Genomic DNA, 16,558 nt, shown 5'->3' on the forward strand with positions numbered 1-16,558 from the left:
CACGCATGAGCGCACCCGGCACAAGCAGCGAGCGGAGAAGCTGCTGGAGGACGCGCAGATCGAGCTGTCCTCGGTGATCTCCGACATCTTCGAAGTCTCCTGCCTCGCGATGCTCGATGCCCTGATCGCGGGCGAGCGCACTCCCCGGGCCCTCGTGGCCCGGCGCACGGCACCATCAAGGCCGGCCCCGCCGCGGTGGAGGAGACCCTGGCCGGAGGGTTCAAAGAACACCACGCGTTCTTGCTGCGGATGCTGCCGACTACCTCACCGTGCAGATCGACAAGCCCACCCCCCGCATCACCACCCGCCTGACCGACATGTCCACCACCGAGACCGGCGACAGGGACGACGACCAGCCCGGACAGGGCAAGCTGATGCCCCTGACCGACACCGAGCGCCGGAGCGAGATCCTCGGAGCCGGCCCGGCCACCGCTCAGGTCTTCCTCGCCGAAATCGGCACCGACATGTCTGTCTTCCCCACCGCCAGTCATCTGACTCCTGGGCCCGCCTGTCCCCCGCACCTTCCAATCCGGCCCGAAGAACGCCTCCGGGCCCGCCGGCAAGGGCAACCCAGGCTCCGCGGAGCACGCGACGAGGCCGCCGCTCCGCGGCCCGCGCCGAACCCCGGTCACTCTCACTCTGACGAGCCGAAGCCAGTAACAGCTACACTCCGGACGGCGCCTCGGGGCGCGTGGCGGGCTGCTTGCCGCCGGCACTTGGAGCCGTACCCCCCTCGGGGTACGGTGAGTGACCTCGCTGGGGGGACGCCCGTTGTCCGGTTCGGCCATAGCGTCGTCGGCCATGTATGTGGTTCTTCGGCAGGTGTGGTCGGCGGTCCGTCCGGTGACCGCGCAGCAACGGTTTCTGTGGTGGTGCGGGGCGCTGCTGCTGGCGTCCGGCGCGGTTCATGCGGTGGTCGCAGCGCTGGATTGGGCGCCGTGGTCGGGCGCGGTGTCGTGGCGCAAGCCGGTGGTGTTCGGAATGTCGTTCGGCGTCTTGTCCTGGTCAGCGGTGTGGGTGATGCGCCAGCTTCCCGTCCGGCGGTGGGGGTGGTTGCCGGCCTCGCTCCTCGGCACCGGCTCCGTCGTCGAGGTCGCCTTGATCACGATGCAGCGGTGGCGCGGGGAAGCGTCGCACTTCAACCAGAAGCCGGCCTTCGACTCGGCGGTCTGGTCCGTGATGGGCAGTGTGGTGATCCTCGTGGCATTCGCCGTTGCCCTGTTCCTGGTGTGGTCGCTGGTGCGGTTCGAGGGCACGCCCGCTGCCAGGATCGCTGTCGTGGCAGGTCTGCTCGCCATCCTGGTGAGCGGATACATCGGGTTCGGTATGGCCGGGGAGGGTGAGGCCGTGGTGGATGCCACCGGTCGGGTGCCCGACACGGTGGTGTTCGGGGCCGAGGGCAGCGCCAAGCTGGCGCACGCCGTCGGCATGCACGGGCTGCAGGTGCTGGGACTGCTGGCCGTCGGTCTCGGCCTGCGGCTGCCATCCGCCCGCGCCCAGGTCCGTTTGATGTTCCTGGCAGTCGTCGGCTACGGGGCGTTGTTCGCCTCGGTGGCCACCACCGCATACGCCGGACTGCCGTGGACTGCACCCAACCGGTGGCCGGCGCTGATCGGCTTGGCCGGGGCCGCTGCCGTGGTGGCAGTGTTCGTTGTCGTGGCGCGGCGGTTGCCGTTGGGCATTGAGCGGCACCGTACCGCCGTGATGAGGTAGCCCGCATGAACCGGCTCGCCCTGATCGTCTCGTGGGGCAACGGCCTTCCGGCCCGGACCGTGGACGCCGCCCTGGCGGCCGTCGCGGTGGCGGTGGTGGTCAGCGAGCGGCTGACCACCACGCCGTCGCTTGGCGCGCGGCTGCTGTCGGAAGTGGTGCCGGCAGTGGTGATCGGCGGCAGCCTTGCCGCCCGGCGGCGCATGCCGGTGACGGCGTACGCGGCGGGTACGGCGGCGCTCGCAGTGGACGCTCTGTGGGTGACCCCTGGCGCGCTGGCGCCGATGGCGAATCTGATCGGCCTCTACTCAGTCGGCTACTACGCCACCCCACGGCAGACACTGTGGGGACCGGTGATCGCGCTGCCGGGCATCGCGGCGTACTTCGTCGGCGAAGAAGCTTCGCCGCCCCCCGTCGTGCCTGCCGCGGTCGTGGTCGTTTGGCTGCTCACCTGGGCCGTCGGCTATGCCGGTGGCCGTCGGCAGGAGCGGCAGGCGAACGATCGGCGGCTGATGGGCCGGGACGCCGTCATCGACGAGCGGAATCGGATCGCCCGCGAACTGCACGACCTGGTGGGGCACACCATGAGCGTCATGCTGGTTCAGTCCGGCGCGGCCCGCGTAGTGCTTGACGACGACCCGGAGAAGGCACGCGAGATCCTGGCCGGTGTGGAGCGGGCTGGGCGGGAGGCTTTCGACGAGTTGGACCGCGTGCTGGGCCTGCTGCGCCGCGACGACGGCGTCGGCCTGCACCCCGGCCTTGCCGAGCTGCCCCGATTGGTACAGCGGACGGCGGAAACGGGGTTGGACGTGACGGTGCGAGTGGATCCGCCGCAGCCGCGCCTGCCGGCCAGCATCGACCTGTCGGCCTACCGGATTGTGCAGGAGGCGCTGACCAACGCCTTCCGGCACGGCAACGCGGCCTCGGCCACCGTCGCCGTGCGGTGCGGCGGGCGGAGCGTGGAAGTGGAAGTCCAGGACGACGGGCGCGGCCCGCTTCCGGGCTACCAGCCGGGCCGGGGGCTTCTGGGGATCTCGGAGCGGGTGGCCGTGTTCGGCGGCCGTGTGGAACACGGGAGAGGCGACGGCGGCGGATTCCGCATACGGGCCGTGCTACCTCTGCCCCGTTCCGGGGAGCCGGCATGACCCTCCGGGTGCTGCTCGCCGACGACGACGCCCTTCTGCGAGCCGGCCTCGGCGTCATCCTCGGCAATGCCGGTGGCATCGAGGTGGTCGATGAAGCCGCCGACGGCATCCGGGCCATCGAGCTGTGCCGGATGCTGGCGCCTGACGTGGTGCTCATGGACGTACGGATGCCCGGCATCGACGGCATCGAGGCCACCCGGCGGATCGTCGCCGACGGGCTTCCGACGAAGGTGCTGGTCCTGACCACCTTCCAGCACGACGAGTACGTGTGGGGCGCGCTGCGCGGCGGCGCAAGCGGATTCCTTCTCAAGCGCTCCTCACCCGAGCGGCTGGTGGACGCCGTGCGTACGGTGGCGTCCGGCGAGACCCTGCTGGACCCGGCGGTCACCCGCGATCTCGTCGAACACTTCGTGCTGCGTGCCGGTGGCGGGCACGACTTCGCGGCCGCCGGGGAGCGACGACGGCTCGCGGGGCTCACGCAGCGGGAGGCTCAGGTCCTGAGCCTGGTTGCGCAGGGGCTGTCGAACGAGGAGATCGCGGACCTGCTCGTCATCGCCGAGTCCACCGCGAAGACCCATGTGAAGCGGATACTGGCGAAGATCGGCGCCAGGGATCGGGCACAAGCCGTCGTCCTCGCGTATCGGGCCGGTTTGGTCAGGCCCGGCGAGCGCTGACACCAGCACTCCCACAGGCGCATACCCCACACACAGGCCCCACACCAACGACGTACTCGCGATGGTGGGGACGCCATCGAGGGTCGGCCGCACGCCGTCACCGGCAGCGCCGACAAGTCCGTTCGACTGTGGGACCTTCTCACAGGAACGCAGGTGGGGGAGCCTCTCATCGGCCACACCCGTTCCGTGCGCGCGGTGGCGGTGACCGAGTCCCCGGGACGGCACCCGCCTGGAGCCGGTGACCGAGGCGATGCGCGCGGCCCTGGAAGAGCTCGCCCGCACGCTGCGCAGGAGCTCGCCGGGCTGATCGCCGAGGAGTGGGGCAAGCGTTACAGCCGCCCGGTGCGCCTGGGCAAGAACCCGACCCACCCCAGGGCCAGGATCAACACCACCGGAGCCGACCGCACCTGCTGCTGACGCACCTTCACGGGCGTCCAGTCCTCTTTCGTGCCGGGCCGAAGGTCAAGGCCCTGCGGGGGGCCTCACGCAGATTTGCCTGATCGACGAGCACGGCCGACTGCGCTGGCGCACCCCGAGGACGGGTGGCTGCCCCGGCCCGGGACCGACGATCGTCTCCCCCTACGACCCCCGAGCCCGCTCCAGCCGACGCGGGCACACCACCCGCTCGAAGCGGATACGACACACGTCACCGAGACCTGCGACGAGGACGGGACCAACGTGAACCTGCTCGACCTGCACAGACGCGCCCGCACAGAGCACGACAGCCTCGACCGGCGCCGGACCTACGCGCTCAGGTCGGCGTGGAAGGCACGATCAACGAGCTCGCACACGGCCACGAGATGCGTAGGTGCCGGTACCGCGGCCTCGACGGAACCCATGTCCAGCACGTCCTCAGGTCATGTCCCCTGTGGTGGTGTAGCCGGACCGATCTGGTCGTTGTTGGGGTAGATCTTGTCCATACTGCCTTCGGGGAGGTAGCGGCGGGGGAAGGCGATCCACTCGTCGTGCATCTCGATGAGCACGGCGGTGGTGAGGCGTTCGAGGGCGTCGGGGTTGGGGAAGATCTGCACGACGTCGGTCCGGCGTTTGATCTCGCGGTTGATCCGCTCCAGCGGATTGGTCGACTGGATCTTCTTCCAGTGCCGATCAGGGAAGTCCGCGAACGCGGTCAAGTCCTCCTTCGCTTCCAGGAGCATGGACCTGACCTTGGGGAACTGGCGGCCGAGCATGTCGGCGACGGTGTCGAGCTGGGCCCGGACGGCTGCGGCGTCGGGCTGGGCGAAGACCGTGCGGATGGTGGCCGCCACCATCTCCGCGGAATCCTTCGGGATCACCGCGAAGACGTTGCGCAGGAAATGAACGCGGCACCTTTGGTAGCCGGCGCCGAGCATGACCTTGCGCACGGCCTTGACCAGACCGCTGTGGTGGTCGGCGATGACCAGGCGGACCCCGGACAGACCGCGCTCGCGCAGGGAGCGCAGGAACTCGCTCCAGAACGCCTCGGTCTCGCTGTCCCCGACCATCAGGCCCAGCACTTCGCGTCCGCCGTCCTCGGTGATGCCGGTGGCGATGACTACGGCCTGGGACACGATCTGATGGTTCACGCGGGCCTTGCAGTACGTCGCGTCCAGGTAGATGTAGGGGAAACGGGTGTGATCCAGCGGCCGGGTGCGGAAGACGGTGAGTTCGGCGTCCAGCCCGGTGCAGAGCCGGGACACCTCGCTCTTGGAGATGCCGCTGTCAGCACCCAGTGCCCTGACCAGGTCGTCGACGCTGCGGGTGGACACTCCGTGGACGTATGCCTCGACGATGACGGCGTAGAGGGCCTGGTCGATGCGGCGACGGCGTTCCAGCAGGCTGGGGAAGAAGCTGCCGGTGCGGACCTTGGGGATGGCCAGGTCCAGGTCCCCGGCCTGCGTGGTCAGTACTTTGTCGCGGTGACCGTTGCGCCAGGTCGTACGGGTGTCGGCGTGCTCGCCGGGCTCCGCGCCGATGTGGGCGGTGGCCTCGGCCTCGATGAGTTCCTGCAGGATCCGCTGGGCCAGGACCCTGATCAACTCGATTCCGTCCGCCGTACGCAGTGACTCCATCAGCCGAAGTAAGTCATGCTGGGACAAGGCCATCGTGTCACCTCTCTCAACGAGCTTCGCTACTCGGAGAGTTGCGCGATGGCCGCCTCATGACCAGGGGCTATGCGGAGATCGCTGCTACACCACTCGGCGGGACACCATCCGTCCTCACGCGGTGAACGTCGAACGCCTCTCCGGACAGCTCACGTCCGAAGAACCGCCACCACCCCGACCGGCGACCGCGTTCCAGACCTACCTCGACCAGCACGGCATACCCCGGCCCCAGTCCTGGGCGCTTCGTCGGCGACTGAAGCCGACCTTCAAGATCCCCGTGGCAGAGGCAAGCCAAGCGTTCCCAACAGAATGACTGTCCGGCTCCCAGGCGCCGCGGCCTGCGATCTGGCAGTGTGCCTTTTCGCGGCCCATCAGTCATGAACGACGAGAACACATTCATTCAGCTCGGCGGCAAGCCGATACAGCCGCGCGTACTGCGGCAACAGGTCGAGGATCTGGTCGCGATCCCACGGCGACTTGTAGACGCCGGCGGCCGTCATCGCCTCGGTGTCGAACACGTCCCGAGCACTGTCGAACATGCTCTCCACGGACGCGGCAGTAGCAGCTGCCGTCGCCGGCCGGACGAATCGGAGGGGAATCCCCTGCACGGCGGTGGCTCCACAGGGGAACGGCTCCGCTCCGAACACCGCGATCTCGGCCAGATCGTCCGGATCCCGCTCTTCCTCCTCCCCCGGTTCCGTGCCAGCAGCCAGTAAGTGGCGTCCCACGCTTGCGTCGAGAATGTCCTGTCCAGGATTCCGGGCCGGTCGCGTACCACTTGGTGGACGACCGGGGCAAGCTCGCGCCAGGTCGGGTCACCTCGGGACCGAGAGTCGGCGGCATGGGCCGCCGCCAGCTCAGGGAAGAACTGCATGGCCTCGGCAGCCTCGCGATCGACCATCGCGCGCGCCACCAACGGCTCGTAGGGAACCGCCTGATACTGAGCGTTGACAGACATCTCAAGAACTACATCGATCCGGGTAGCCGGACGCCATTGCGTTGGCACTCCAGCAGAACTTTGACGTTTTCCCTGTTCAGGGGAGGTTTGGGCGAGTGTGGCGGGCTGGGCCGCAGGTCTCGGTGTTCCTGTGCGCTGTGGCGTTGGGCGGGACCGGCGCGGATGTCACTGCACAGGTGCTGGCTGCGGTGCACGCCGTCACCGTGGTGGTGGTGGCGTTGCGGTGGCCCGCGCCGGCATGGTGGCTGGCCATGGCCATGACGGTCGTCGTCGTGGTGGGGCATCCGCCCACGCCCGACAACTGGCTGTGGGTGTGGGCGGTGGCCCCTGCCCAGTCGCCCACCGCACGCCGTGCAGTGGCGGTCTCGATCATGGACGGTGGCACGGCGTACTCACGGACGCGCTGCCACATCAGCAATCGGGGCGGAATCCCGTTCGCGAGGTGATGTGCCATCAGCACTCACCCTGAGCGAACGATGCCCCCAATCCGAATGAGGAGGAGTTCTTCATCGCGGGCATCGTAGACACACCGCTCGTGTTCTGTCACTCCTTTGTCGCGTGATCGTCCGCGTCCATGGCGATCACGGAAGCGGAGTCGCGTCGAGGTACTCCCGCACCGGCCCGAAACGGTCCGTAGGGCGCGTACTGCGGGATCTCCCCCAGGGTGACGCGGACGAGCTCGGACAGCTCCCGCGTGTCCGCGTCATGAGCGCTGCCGCCCACCACCTCGCACGCCGTGCAGGACATCATCCGGCCGGTCTGCGTGTGCACCCGTTCGCCCAACTGCGCCACGGCGACCACGACCAGACCCGTTTCCTCGCGCTTTCCCCCACTGCTGCGACTTCGCGTGACTCACCGGGCTCCACCGCTCCGGCGGAGAACTGCCAGAAAGGCTGCCCTCGCCGACCCGCCGGCGAACCATCAGCCCAACGGCGACAGCGACAGGACTCCTCGATCCGGCGCCGAGCATCCAACCGCGTCGCGCTCAGCAGGACATGCCCGACGACCCGGACGCCGACGACAGCGACAAAGGACGCCGGCGCCAATGCAGCCCCTGCAGCGCGAAATGCCTCCACGAGCTCCGGGAACCCGATCGCTGTCACCTCCGCCGGCGTGCACCACTTCGGCGCCGGTCAGACGAACAGGCCACTCGCGCACCGTGTTCCACCAATGCGGGGAGTCCCGCCGCCACTTCGACGAAGAGCACCCTCACATGCCGTCACTGACCGACTCCCCCGACATCAACCCGGCACATCGCTCGCCTGGTTGTCGTGCACAATGAGCGGATGACGGACATCGGTGACGCGGCCACCATGCACGCCTGGGCAGCCCTGGAGGGCCAGGACCGACTGCTTCGGCGCGTGTCCTTCGAGGGAGCGGGCACTGTCCTGCCCTCGCGCCTGCCGGTGAGGGAACTGGCGCGGGCCAGCGTGGCAGTGGCCTCACTGGCGGCAGCGGAACTGCTGGCGCTGCGCAACGGCGTGCCGGTGCCCGCGGTGCGGGTGATCGAGGGAGCAGTGGCCACCGCGTTCGTCAGCGAACGTCATCTGCGGATCGACGGCCGGACTCCGACGTCCTTCGCCCCACTGTCCGGGTTCTGGCAGACGGCCGACGGATGGGTGCGCACGCACGCCAACTACCCGCACCACCGTGCCCGGCTGCTCGGCGCCCTGGGTATCGCGGACACCGGAGAGGACCAGGCGCTGGCGGAGGTGCTCGCGGGGGAACTGGCATCGCGTTCTGCCCGCCACGTCCAGGAGACCGTGTACGCGGCGGGCGGCCTGGCCGTGGCTGTAGCTCCCGCACCCAGTGCGCCCGGCCCCGCTCTGGTCGGGGCACGTCGCACGGACCGGGGCACCCCCCGACTGCTGACGCCCGCGTCGAAGCCGGCGCAGGGGGTCCGGGTACTGGACCTGACCCGCGTCATCGCCGGCCCCGTCGGCACCCGCACACTGGCGCTGCTGGGCGCCGACGTGCTGCGCGTGGATACCCCCCGGCTCCCCGAGGATGCAGATTCCCACGCCGACACCGGCGTGGGAAAACGCTCCACACTGCTGGACCTCACCAGCCCTGGCGACCGGCATGCGTTCGAGGAACTCCTCAGCCAGGCAGACGTCGTGGTGACCGGCTATCGCCCCGGTGCCCTGGACCGGCACGGACTGGCCCCCGATGCGCTGCTGTCCCGGCATCCAGACCTGATCGTCGCCCAACTGTCCGCTTGGGGCTGGTCCGGCCCTTGGGCCGAGCGCCGCGGCTTCGACAGCCTGGTCCAAGCCGGTACCGGTATCGCTGCAATCGAGGCCGCGGCCGACGGCCGCCCGGGTGCACTGCCCGCGCAGGCCCTGGACCACGGAACCGGGTACCTGCTCGCCGCCGCCGTTCTACGGGCACTGAGCGACCGCCAGGCAACCGGCGGCGGGCGGCAGCTTCGTCTCTCCCTGGCAGGCACGGCGTCCTGGCTGCTGCACGACATCCGCCCCACCCCCGTACAAGGCGAAGCCGACCTCTACGACCCCGGGTTCTGGCTCACCGAGACCGAATCCCCCTACGGTCTGCTCCGTCATGCCCTCCCCCCGGTCCGCTACGACGGCGCACCCACGAACTGGAATCATGCGCCGACCAAGTGGGGCACCGATCTGCCGAACTGGGTTTAGTACTCCAGCAGGATTCTGCTGTCTGACCTGGTCTTTCGCCGGGTTGCATACTCCAGCCGTAGATCGTTGTGTGCCTTGCTCGAGGCTGTCTGCCGCTGGAGAAACCAGGTGGCCTCGGCGCACCATCCGGGTAGAGTCGGCCAATGCCCGAGTTGCAGCGGCTGCATGCCGGTCATGCCCCGGCGGTCCTGGCCTTCGAACTGGCGAACCGCGCCTACTTCGCCGCCTCGGTCCCCGATCGCGGCAACGACTTCTTCGACCAGTTCACCGACCGGTACAGCGCTTTGTTGGCTGAGCAGGAGGCTGGCATCTGCGTCTTCCACGTGCTGGTCGCCGAGGACGGCTCGGTACTCGGCAGGTTCAACCTGGTCGACATCGAAGACCGCACCGCGGAACTCGGCTACCGCGTCGCGCAGCACGTCGCCGGCCGAGGCGTGGCGACCACAACCGTCCGCGAGCTGTGCCGACTGGCGGCGGCCCAGTACCGGTTGCGCACACTTCGAGCGGCCGTCGTCCGCCGGAATGCCGCGTCCCGAAAGGTGCTGACCAAAGCCGGGTTCGTCCCCGTCGGACCCGCCGACCAGGCCCACCTCGGCGGCAAGCCAGGCACCTGGTATCGGCGCGATCTGGTGCACGCGATCTTGCCGGGGGCCTGCTGCGGAAAGGCCGCGGCCACCGCTGATCATCGGTGTGTGAAGACTGAAGATCATGCGGTGGCCGCTGGTCACAGCGTGGACCCTGCCCGCCGGCAGGAAGCGTTCGAGGTCCTGATGGGCTGGAATGGCTGGACAGCGCGCGGGCGGAACTCCGGCGCCGGGTAGAAGACCTCGTGCGAGGGCTGCTGTCGGACCTGCCGCACAAGTACTGCTGAACCATCGCCGAATGGGCCGGTGAGGCCACTCCGGACGGCATCCGGCACCTGCTCGGCCGGGCCCGGTGGGACGCCGACCATGTGCGCGAGTACATCCTGGAGCATCTGCGTGACGAGGATGCAGTCCTGGTGGTCGACGAGACCGGCGACGTGAAGAAGCACGCACACCGCCGGTGTCCAGCACCAGTACACCGGCACCGCCGGGCCTGGCCTGTCGAGCAGCTACCGGTGACGTCCAGCATCTCCTGGAGCCAGACTGTCCAAGATCTCCAGGGACCTCACACTCCGGGGAGAACGAACTGGCCGTTGACAGCCCTATGAGCCCACCGGCACCACGTGGATGTCGCCACCGTTTGCCTCGACCCTGGCGATGTCCAGAACCCGCGAATCCGGCAGGATCATCTTCACTGTCGGACTGGGGCCGCCGCCGGGCTTCCCCTCGCCGCTACAGGCCGCGTTGCCGCCGCCGGCCTGGACGTCTCCTCCGGCCTCCCAGACTTGATTCGCCGCATCATCCAACTTCTGCTTCATCGTGTCGTGGTCCATCACTCTTGGTGCCTTCCTTGCGACCGTGCTTCCTCCATCACCTTCCTGATATCGACCTCGTCCCGCATCTGAAGAACAGCCATGCGAGTGCCGGCACCCGCCGGCTCCCAGGCCGTGTATCGAAAGTGGATCTCGAGCGATGAATGATCACGAGCGCCTTGCAGTAGGTCGCGTCCAGGTAGATGTACGGAAAGCGGACGTGGTCCAGGGGCCGGGCACGGAACGCGGTCAGCCGGCCGTCCAGGTCCTGGCAGATCCGCGAGACCTCGCTCTTGGATATCCCGGTGTCCGCGCCGAGGGCCTTGACCAGGTCGTCCACCGACCGCGTGGAGACGCCGTGGTCATATGCCTCCATGACGACCGCGTACAGGGCCTGGTCGATGCGGCGGCATCGCTCCAGCAGCAGCGCGGGGAAGGAGCTCCCCGACCGCAGCTTGTTGGCGATGGTGAACTGCCGCAGCGGTCCGAAGTGGGCCTCGATCGGGTTGGCCCAGGACGCATAGGTCGGGGGTGAAGCACAGCTCGACGCGGTTCTTCCTGGTGGCCCAGCGTCGGATCTGCTCGACCTTGTGGGCGGAGAGGCGCAGCTCGGACCGCATGTGGACACCGGGATAAAGCTCGTCGCTGTCAGTGAATCGTGTCCCCGGGACGGCGGCGGCTCAACCAGCCCGGGACGACGCTGATGGGGAGATCGCGCCCGCGTCGTCGGCGGCGTCGGAGCCGCTTGAACCACACCCGGTGAGGGCCAGCAAAGCGGCGGAGACGGTGGCCGGAAGGACTGTGCGGGCGCGCATGGAAGACTCCTGTGCGTCGGGAACCGGAGGCGAGATCGGATCGCTTCCTCGGGCGCGGGCGTGGTGGTGACCTACGGTTTGGTGACGCTTGGCCGGGTCAGCCTGCCGCGTCCTGGAGCCGCTCACGGTCGAGCACGGTGATGCGGCCGCGGGCGAGCCGGAGGAGCCCTCGCTCCTCCATGTCACGCAGCACCTTCGTGCAGGTTTCGCGGGAGGTCCCGGCGAGTGCGGCAAGCTGCTCGTGGGTGAGGGCGATCTGCGGGTGGCGTCCGCCCGGCCGTAGCGCGCTGCCGGACGGCTGGGCCGTGCTCAGGGTGGTCAGGGTGGTCGCCACACGCTGGGCGACGGTCTTGAACACACTGTCGGACAAACGCTGTTCGAGGTCGGACAGCCGCCGGCCGAGGATCGCGGTGATCCGCGCGGCGATCCGGGCGTCCGACAACAAGTACTTGTGTACGTCCGAGCGGCTCATGACGCACACGACGGTGTCGTCCAGGGCTTCGGCATAGTTGTCGTACATGTGCTGTCCGAGCAGGACCATCTCGCCGAAGATGGTGTTCGGTGAGATGATCGCGGTCGTGAGCGCGCGGCCGTCGGCGGAGACACGGAAGATGCGAACCCGGCCCTTTTTCAGAATGAACAGGACTTCGGATGGCTGGGTGGGCGAGTAGAGGATCTCGCCCGCGTGGTAGGTCTTCATCGGAGCCGCGGCCGCGATGGCTTCCATCTCGTGCTCGGAGAGGTCGCAGAAGATGTCGACCTCGGCCAGGCACCAAGTCCGCTCGGCGTCGTCGTCCGATGCGGTGTGGTTCATGTGGTGCGTCTCCTCGCGTCGTCCCGGTGCCCATGGTGGTGGGGCGGCGCCCCATGCCGGTCTGGCCAGCGCCTCGGCGTTGCTGGCCAGACAGTAGGGCACCGCACCTCCGTAGACGGCCATGCGGCGCGGTGCCACGCCCGGCGGTAGGGCCGCGGGGCTGGGGGTTGACGCGGCAGCCTCGCGGTTCATTGACGGGCCGGGCCGACGTGCCTACCCGCCGCTTGAGCGATGCACGCGAACGTCGCTCCGGCCAGAAGCCCGAAGACAAGGTGGGCGCCGAGGCTGGAGGCGGTGACATCGTTCCATGCGAAGACGGGCATGCCCATATTGGCGGGCATGATCCACAGAGCGCCTACGGTCCACCACACCGCACCGTAGGCGAGGCCGAGGACTACGGCGGGGGCGATGCGCTGGGCGAACTGCCCAAGCACCACGCCGAAGGCAATGCCGGCGAAAGTGGCGATGGCCAGATGTACCAGCCAGCCGGCGAAGGCGTTGGTGGAGCCGAGGAGCCCCGCGACCATGGTGATCATCGCCGTGTCCATCATCGGCCGGGACACCGACATCCAGATGCCCATCCCGATGCCGCCGGCCAGTCCTGCCACGGCACCCCACACCGCGAACGCCGGGATCGCAGCCGCCTTCGGAGAAGCTTGCGCAGTGGTGACCATGGCGACCTCCTCCCTCATTCGGTCACATTCTGTTCTCGTCGCTGACGCTAGGACCCAGGGCACAGGCAGGTATGTGACGGCGCTTACGTACCCGACAGTAGATCGCCGGGCCGCCTGGGTGGCCTGCGGTCACCGCGGACGTCGAGTCCGGCACCGCCGCCACCTCCGTGGTGTACGACGTACCGCTGACCGGCGGCGCTGCCCCGTACGCGATGGGGACGGCGAACGTGAAGGCCTGGAGCCGGCTCGGCGCCCCGACCGACGCCACCGCCGTCTTCCCGGCGGACGCGGTCCCTGCCCCGCACGGCGGCTCCTCGCCGGGCTCGGGCGACTACGCCCGCGCCTCGGTGCACTACCTCGCCGTCTCCGGCCACGAGGTCAGTTCCTCCTCTCCCGGCGGTCATGTCACCACCACCGAGTACGACCGCTTCGGCAACACCGTGCGCGAGCTCTCGGCGGCCGACCGCGCGTTGGCTCTCGGCCTGACCGCCGCCGACCGGACCACCCAGTCGGAACGGGGCATCGCCCATTTCGCCTCCACCGAGCGGGCCGACGCGACCCGACCGGCGGGACCATCACCGAGGCGTTCGACAAGCTCGGCCGCCTGATCTCGTACACCGACGCCGACGGCGGCGCCACCAACACCGAGTACGGCTGCTCAGCCGTCCGGTCAAGGTGTCCGACAACGCGCCCCTGCTGCAGGCGGTACTGCCGGTGCGGGGCAAGCGCGACCGGCCCCGGCACCGCCTGGACGGGGTGCTGGGCGAACGCTGCTACGACCACGACAAGTACCGCCGCCTCGTCCGGGATCTCCGCGTAAAGCCGCTGATCGCCCGCCGGGGCACCGAGCATGGCTCCGGCCTGGGCACCCGACGCCGGGTCGTAGAGCGAGCATTCGCCCACCTGCACTGGTTCGCCGCCTGCTGATCCGCTGGGAGATACGCGACGACATCCACGAGGCCTTCCTCACCCTCGGATGCGCACCGATCTGCCGGCGACGCCTGGGCTCCCAGTAGAAGTCAAAGACAACCACGGCCTACGTCGACGGCCCGGCGGCCGACCTCAGGTCGGCTTGCGCCACACGGAGATGTGCTTCGCGGAGTCCTGGGTGAACGGCGCCCCGCCCCAGTCCGCGACGCGACGTTCCAGCTCGAGCCCAGCGATCCGTGCCATCAGGTCGAGCTCTGCCGGCCAGGCGTACCGGTGCCGGGAGTTGTCTCGGCGGTAACGGTCGTCTTCGCCGTCGCGGGTGAGGTGGTGCGAGACCAGTATCTGCTCGACCAGGTCGAAGGTGTCGAAGCCGAGATGCTGCTCGGAGACATCGAACGGCACCGCGACCTGGCCGGGCGGGAGGAACCGCAGTGGCGGCACACCCAGCTCGATGACGAATCGGCCGCCGGGCTCCAGATGCCGTGCGGCGTTGCGGAAGCACTCGACCTGCTCGTCCTGCGTGAGCAGGTTCGTGATGGTGTTGTAGACGAGATAGACCAGGGTGAACTCACCGGGAACAACGGTGGTAGCCATGTCCCCGATGGCCACCGGGAGCGTGTCCTCGTCGATCTTGCGCCGCAGCACCGCTGCCATGTGCTCGGACAGTTCGATGCCCACTACCGGCACGCCGCGTTCCCGGAGCGGGACTCCCACTCGTCCGGTTCCGATGGCGAACTCCAGTGCCCGGCCGTCTCCGGCGAGCTCGGCGAGGAAAGCGAGGGTCGGTCCGAGAACGGCAGCCGAGGACGCTTCGGTCTCCTCGGCGTCGTAGCGGTCGGCGGTCGCACGGGTCCACAGTTCACTGCTCGTCACGGACGGCCACTTTGCCGGGCGCCGAGGGGCGCTGTCGACGCATTTGCGTTCTCCGCGGCGCAGCGTGCACCGCCCACAGCTGGTCGTCGCCTTCCCGCGGCCCCGGCCGAACACCCCGCACCCCGGATCACCACTCAGGAGTGATCCAACCACCTTGGAGATCATTTCGTTGGGAATTCCTACAGCACCCAGTGCACCGAGCGCACGTACACCTTCGACGCGCGCACCAACCGGCAACTCGTCAGTTGTGGAGCCGTGTTGTTTCCTCATCGTGCCGTACTCGACCTGCCCCATGCACTCGTCGAGTGGCTCACGATGCTCATCGTCACCCGCGGCAGTGACCGCCTCGTTGACGTGCTTCACAAGAAGGTCGACGGCCTCACGACTCTCCGTCACCCCCAGGAGTGAGCCGGAGTCGCTGATGAGACACTCCCGATTGACGGGCCCTCAGCTGGCGTTGGCGCAGATGGCCCGGACGGTAACGCTGAATGAGGACCCGGTGGTGTTGCGGATGGTGCTTCTCCACGTGGTGTTGCTGATCGGTCCGGACTCATAGAGGTACACACCGCTACTGATAAAGGTGTTGGTGTTGAGGCCGCCGCCTGTGACCACCGTCCCAGGCGGACAGGCCGCGGTGAACGTGCAGAAGGCGTCGGCACCGCATGTCTGTGTGTTGGCGACCTGTTGGTAGCCGGACACTCCAGGCGGACCAGGCGGACCAGGCGGGCCGGGCGGGCCGGGCGGACCGGCTTTGCCCCTGCACTTGTCTCGGTCGCCGAGTGCAAGCGCGGGAGAGCCGTCGTAGGGGTGTCTGTCGCACCGGTCGTCTTCTGATACCGGCGCCGCGGGTGCCTGAGCCGCCGTCCCGTGAGCCGGAACGGCGGCCAGCGCCGGAGTGACCATGGTCAACAGAGCCGTCGAGACCAAGAGGCCACCGGTCAGTACTGTCGTACCTCGGGAGAGGGACCGGAGTCGGGGTCCAGCACACATGGCGGAGCTGCTTTCGTAGTCGGCGCATCCCCAGGCGCCACAGGGCACGTCCTCCGACGTCTTCCACGCTCATGGTCAGGCAATGGCGGTCACCGGCCAAGCGAGGCACGCTGAATCATCAGCTCAACGGCCCAACGTACGGTCGAATCGCGTCAGTAGCGCAACACAGGCTGGAGAGGTGAAGTTCCCCTCTGAACCCGGACAGATACCGGGAGGGACGGGCGGAGAAGGCAGTCCTCGGTTGTGAGCAAGAAGCACAACACCAGCAAGCGGTATACGCCCGAGCTCAAACGGGACGCGATCGCGTTGGTCCGGACCTCCGGGCGTGACGAAGATCGACCGGGAGATCGGCATGAATGCCGAGAGCCTGCGGAACTGGAGGAAGGACAGCGCGGTCGGTCGGAGTACGAGTCAGGAGCCGCGAGAACCTCCGAACGCCATGTGCACCCATCCCGTCCGGGTGCGGGCATAGGACATGTCGGCCGCCAACAGCCGGTCGGGCCGGCTCGCGGTGGAGTCACGGTCGACCAGGTCCGGCGGCCTGGGCGCCGACGGCTCCGGCACGGTGGTGCGGCGCTGCCGGCCGCGGATGACCTTCGAGACCCGGCTCGGTCGTCAGCCGCTCGACGGTGCGGCGGGCCACTTGCACGCCTGTCGATCGGCCGGTGGCAGGACCTCGCGGACGGCCCGCTCGCCGCGATCCGGACACAACCGACCTGTGGACCTGGATGGTCATCGCCGCACCCGACTCCGCCTTGCCCGGCACCTCGCCGAGGATCTTCGCCGGCCCTGGAAACGGCCGGCGCAGCGCGGAGTCTGGGCACGGGGCTGTCTCCCGAGA

General features: G+C 68.7%; 13 protein-coding genes and 7 pseudogenes. 11 read left to right on the top strand and 9 right to left on the bottom strand.

The window, feature by feature from the left end; translation table 11 throughout:
- The first annotated feature begins 747 nt into the window (after positions 1–747).
- The 4 genes from O7595_RS00860 to O7595_RS00875 all read left to right on the top strand — a co-directional run bounded on the left by O7595_RS00860 (position 748) and on the right by O7595_RS00875 (position 3,946).
- Complete coding sequence (locus O7595_RS00860; protein ID WP_269726787.1) at positions 748–1,713, top strand: hypothetical protein; 966 nt, start codon at positions 748–750, stop codon at positions 1,711–1,713.
- A gap of 5 nt (positions 1,714–1,718) precedes the next feature.
- A complete protein-coding gene (locus O7595_RS00865; RefSeq protein ID WP_269726788.1) occupies positions 1,719–2,855 on the top strand; it encodes a sensor histidine kinase in 1,137 nt (378 codons plus the stop codon).
- Positions 2,852–3,529, top strand: coding sequence for a response regulator (locus tag O7595_RS00870; RefSeq protein WP_269726789.1), 678 nt, complete (start codon positions 2,852–2,854; stop codon positions 3,527–3,529). Before O7595_RS00865 ends, O7595_RS00870 begins: the two co-directional genes overlap by 4 nt.
- A gap of 153 nt (positions 3,530–3,682) precedes the next feature.
- Positions 3,683–3,946 carry a hypothetical protein gene (locus tag O7595_RS00875; protein WP_269726790.1) on the top strand — a complete coding sequence of 88 codons (264 nt, stop codon included), beginning with the start codon at positions 3,683–3,685 and terminating at the stop codon, positions 3,944–3,946.
- 440 nt (positions 3,947–4,386) lie between these two features.
- Here the strand turns inward: O7595_RS00875 and O7595_RS00880 are convergent, their stop codons facing one another.
- Positions 4,387–5,613, bottom strand: a complete 1,227-nt coding sequence (locus O7595_RS00880; RefSeq protein ID WP_269726693.1) for an IS256 family transposase — start codon at positions 5,611–5,613, stop codon at positions 4,387–4,389.
- Positions 5,614–5,984: 371 nt separating this feature from the next.
- Positions 5,985–6,341: a DUF1877 family protein gene (locus O7595_RS00885; RefSeq protein ID WP_269726791.1), complete on the bottom strand. Its 357-nt coding sequence runs from the start codon at positions 6,339–6,341 to the stop codon at positions 5,985–5,987.
- A 406-nt stretch (positions 6,342–6,747) separates the two neighbouring features.
- Here O7595_RS00885 and O7595_RS00890 point away from each other — a divergent pair, with 406 nt between their 5' ends.
- Positions 6,748–7,017 carry a hypothetical protein gene (locus O7595_RS00890; protein WP_269732716.1) on the top strand — a complete coding sequence of 90 codons (270 nt, stop codon included), beginning with the start codon at positions 6,748–6,750 and terminating at the stop codon, positions 7,015–7,017.
- 135 nt (positions 7,018–7,152) lie between these two features.
- Here the strand turns inward: O7595_RS00890 and O7595_RS00895 are convergent.
- A pseudogene (locus O7595_RS00895) lies at positions 7,153–7,541 on the bottom strand (NUDIX hydrolase).
- Between the two features lie 466 nt (positions 7,542–8,007).
- On the opposite strand from O7595_RS00895, the gene O7595_RS00900 reads away from it, so the two are divergent.
- From O7595_RS00900 to O7595_RS00910, 3 genes and pseudogenes are all read left to right on the top strand, one after another.
- Positions 8,008–9,225, top strand: a complete 1,218-nt coding sequence (locus O7595_RS00900; protein WP_332328344.1) for a CoA transferase — start codon at positions 8,008–8,010, stop codon at positions 9,223–9,225.
- A 143-nt stretch (positions 9,226–9,368) separates the two neighbouring features.
- Positions 9,369–9,854: pseudogene (locus O7595_RS00905) on the top strand (GNAT family N-acetyltransferase); the annotation flags it as partial.
- A gap of 146 nt (positions 9,855–10,000) precedes the next feature.
- Positions 10,001–10,301, top strand: a pseudogene (locus tag O7595_RS00910) (transposase); the annotation flags it as partial.
- 110 nt (positions 10,302–10,411) lie between these two features.
- On the opposite strand, the gene O7595_RS00915 reads toward O7595_RS00910, so the two are convergent.
- The 5 genes and pseudogenes from O7595_RS00915 to O7595_RS00935 form a co-directional block, all read right to left on the bottom strand.
- Positions 10,412–10,645 (bottom strand): hypothetical protein, encoded by a 234-nt coding sequence (locus O7595_RS00915; protein WP_269726793.1) that lies wholly within the window; start codon positions 10,643–10,645, stop codon positions 10,412–10,414.
- Positions 10,646–10,790: 145 nt separating this feature from the next.
- Positions 10,791–11,078, bottom strand: a pseudogene (locus tag O7595_RS00920) (transposase); the annotation flags it as partial.
- Positions 11,079–11,223 (bottom strand): annotated as a pseudogene (locus O7595_RS00925) (transposase); the annotation flags it as partial.
- Positions 11,224–11,533: 310 nt separating this feature from the next.
- Positions 11,534–12,250 (bottom strand): Crp/Fnr family transcriptional regulator, encoded by a 717-nt coding sequence (locus tag O7595_RS00930; RefSeq protein WP_269726794.1) that lies wholly within the window; start codon positions 12,248–12,250, stop codon positions 11,534–11,536.
- A 188-nt stretch (positions 12,251–12,438) separates the two neighbouring features.
- Positions 12,439–12,924 (bottom strand): hypothetical protein, encoded by a 486-nt coding sequence (locus tag O7595_RS00935; RefSeq protein WP_269726795.1) that lies wholly within the window; start codon positions 12,922–12,924, stop codon positions 12,439–12,441.
- Between the two features lie 131 nt (positions 12,925–13,055).
- On the opposite strand from O7595_RS00935, the pseudogene O7595_RS00940 reads away from it, so the two are divergent.
- A pseudogene (locus tag O7595_RS00940) lies at positions 13,056–13,478 on the top strand (hypothetical protein); the annotation flags it as partial.
- A gap of 121 nt (positions 13,479–13,599) precedes the next feature.
- Positions 13,600–13,851 carry a hypothetical protein gene (locus O7595_RS00945; RefSeq protein ID WP_269726796.1) on the top strand — a complete coding sequence of 84 codons (252 nt, stop codon included), beginning with the start codon at positions 13,600–13,602 and terminating at the stop codon, positions 13,849–13,851.
- Positions 13,852–13,986: 135 nt separating this feature from the next.
- Here O7595_RS00945 and O7595_RS00950 read toward each other — a convergent pair whose 3' ends face one another.
- Positions 13,987–14,727: a class I SAM-dependent DNA methyltransferase gene (locus O7595_RS00950; protein ID WP_269726797.1), complete on the bottom strand. Its 741-nt coding sequence runs from the start codon at positions 14,725–14,727 to the stop codon at positions 13,987–13,989.
- Between the two features lie 258 nt (positions 14,728–14,985).
- Between O7595_RS00950 and O7595_RS00955 the strand changes: the two are divergent.
- Positions 14,986–15,072, top strand: a pseudogene (locus O7595_RS00955) (IS5/IS1182 family transposase); the annotation flags it as partial.
- Positions 15,073–16,558: the final 1,486 nt, after the last annotated feature.

It is taken from the genome of Streptomyces sp. WMMC940, assembly GCF_027460265.1.
Classification (GTDB): Bacteria; Actinomycetota; Actinomycetes; order Streptomycetales; family Streptomycetaceae; genus Streptomyces.

Excerpts from the sequence above, each read along its gene's own strand:
- O7595_RS00865 (WP_269726788.1), top strand. The coding sequence starts at position 1,719 with ATGAACCGGCTCGCCCTGATCGTCTCGTGGGGCAACGGCCTTCCGGCC.
- O7595_RS00870 (WP_269726789.1), top strand. The coding sequence starts at position 2,852 with ATGACCCTCCGGGTGCTGCTCGCCGACGACGACGCCCTTCTGCGAGCC.
- O7595_RS00880 (WP_269726693.1), bottom strand. The coding sequence starts at position 5,613 with ATGGCCTTGTCCCAGCATGACTTACTTCGGCTGATGGAGTCACTGCGT.
- O7595_RS00930 (WP_269726794.1), bottom strand. The coding sequence starts at position 12,250 with ATGAACCACACCGCATCGGACGACGACGCCGAGCGGACTTGGTGCCTG.
- O7595_RS00935 (WP_269726795.1), bottom strand. The coding sequence starts at position 12,924 with ATGGTCACCACTGCGCAAGCTTCTCCGAAGGCGGCTGCGATCCCGGCG.